The organism is Amycolatopsis sp. NPDC004368, assembly GCF_053602515.1.
The window spans coordinates 1-2,432 of record NZ_JBSGDT010000087.1 but is presented as its reverse complement, the minus strand read 5'-3'; the positions used below and the strand labels follow the sequence as shown (position 1 = coordinate 2,432).

1 protein-coding gene is annotated in these 2,432 nt (G+C 65.9%); it reads left to right on the top strand.

Annotation, left to right across the window (positions count from 1 at the left end):
• Positions 1–2,432 (top strand): acyltransferase domain-containing protein (locus ACWEOE_RS42085; RefSeq protein WP_452019447.1); only part of this gene is annotated, 2,432 nt, incomplete at both ends.

Genomic DNA, 2,432 nt, shown 5'->3' with positions numbered 1-2,432 from the left:
CGGAGCAGAGGCCGTGGCCGGAGACGGGGCGTCCGCGGCGGGCGGCGGTGTCCTCGTTCGGCATCAGCGGCACGAACGCACACGTGATCATCGAAGAGCCCCAGGTCTTCATCGGTGACCCGGCTCCGGTTCCGGCTGTGCCAGAGGACGAGCCGCTGGTGGATGGGGGTGTTGTGCCGTGGGTACTGTCGGGTCGTTCACCGGCGGCCGTGCGCGCTCAGGCCGCTCGTCTCGGCGAATGGATCCGTGCGCGGCCCGGGTTGGGGACGGCTGACGTCGGGTTGTCACTGGTCACGATCCGGGAGTTGTTCGACTGTCGCGCGGTGGTGACGGGGCGGTCGGTGAAGGAGTTGCTGACAGGTCTGGCTGCCGTAGCGGACGACGTGGAGTCCGCAGGAGTGGTGACGGGGTCTGCTGCCGGCGGTGAAGATCGCGAGGTGGCGTGGGCGTTTTCGGGTCAGGGCTCGCAGTGGGTCGGAATGGGCCGTGGCTTGTACAGGGCATTCCCGATCTTCGCTCGAGCGTGGGATCGCGTGATGGATCTACTGGACGGCCTGTCGAATCTCGATCATCGCTTGAGCGACGTAGTGTGGGCTGAGCCGGGTAGTCCGGCCGCCGTGCTGCTGGATCAGACGGGTTATGCGCAGCCTGCCCTGTTCGCTTTGCAGGTGGCTCTGGTGGAGCTGGTCCGGTCGTGGAGTATCCGGCCTAGCCACATGGTCGGCCATTCAGTGGGCGAAATCGCGGCGGCGTGGGCTTCAGGTGTTTTGTCGCTGGAGGACGCCTGCCGGTTGGTTGTCGTCCGCAGCGGGTTGATGCAGCAGCTGCCGCAGGGCGGCGCGATGGTTGCGGTCGAGGCCGGCGAAGAGGTCGTGGCCGAGGTCGTGGCCGCTGCCGGACCGGGGGTCTCGATCGCGGCCGTCAATGGCCCGTCTTCGGTCGTGGTGGCCGGCGATGCCGTAGCCGTCGAGCAGGTTGTCAGGGCGCTCGGCGTGCGCTCGAGGAAACTGCGGGTCAGTCATGCTTTCCACTCGCCGTTGATGGATCCGATGCTGGACGAGCTCGGCGCGGCGCTCCACGCGGCCGACCTGTCGTGGGGAACGCCTCAGGTGCCGTTGATCTCGGCGGTGACGGGTGAGCCGGTCGGTGACGACGTCGTAGGTTCGCCCGAGTACTGGGTACGGCATGCGCGTGACGCTGTGCGCTTCGCAGACGCGATGGCGCGACTGCGCGAAGACGGTGTCTCACGTGTGCTGGAGATCGGACCGGACACCACTTTGTCGGCGTTGATCTCGTCCGTACTGCCGGGCTGGTCCGTGCTTGACGATGCGGTTGCGGTGGGGATGCTCGGCCGGGACCGGGACGAGCTCACGACGAGTGTGACCGCGCTGGCCGCGCTGATGGTCTCGGGCGTCGAAGTCGACTGGGCGAGGATCTACGGCCGGGCAGAGACGGTGGCATTGCCTACTTATGCTTTCCAAGGGCGGCGGTACTGGCCCGAATCCGTGATCACGGCAGGTGGCGCCGATGCGCTTGTTCTCGACGAGAGCTCCGATGCCGATCCGGAACCCTCGGTCGCGGATTCGCTGCGTGGACGGCTGGCCGCGACACCCGAGGCGGAGCGAGCGGGTACGGTCTTGGACCTGGTGCGATCGCATATCGCCGCAGCTCTCGGACACGCGAGCTCGGCGGAGGTCGGAAGTGATCAGAAGTTCACCGAGCTGGGCTTCACTTCGCTGACGGCGGTTGAGCTCCGTAATCGTCTGGTGAAGGCTGTGGGCATGGCCTTGCCGGCCACGCTGGTCTTCGATCTGCCGACACCACGCGCGATCGCGAAGTACCTTCTCGCTGAGTTCGTCGATGGCGGAACCGTGGCCGAGGAGCCGACGGTCGTCACGGTGCAGCCCAGTGACGATCCGATCGTGATCGTCGGCATGGCGTGCCGCCTGCCGGGAGGCGTCGATTCACCCGACGAGTTCTGGGACCTGGTTCGGGACGGGGTCGACGTCGTGAGCGCTTTCCCCGACGATCGGGGATGGGATCTCGCGGACCTGGCGGATACCTCGGTAACCTCATCGGGAGGCTTCCTGCCTGGGCTCGCGAACTTCGACGCCGGATTCTTCGGAATTTCTCCGCGAGAAGCCTTGGCGATGGACCCCCAGCAGCGATTGCTGCTGGAAATCAGCTGGGAAGCCATCGAACGCGCAGGGATCGACGCGGACACTCTTCGCGGTTCACGTACCGGCGTATTCGCCGGAAGCAGCAGTGAGACTTATTCCCATCTACTCCTCGCTTCGGGCCATGAGCTTGACGGTCTGGTCAGCGTGAGCAATGCCACGAGTGTGTTGTCGGGTCGGGTGGCGTATTCGTTTGGTTTTGAGGGTCCTGCTGTGACGGTGGATACGGCGTGTTCGTCGTCGTTGGTGGCGTTG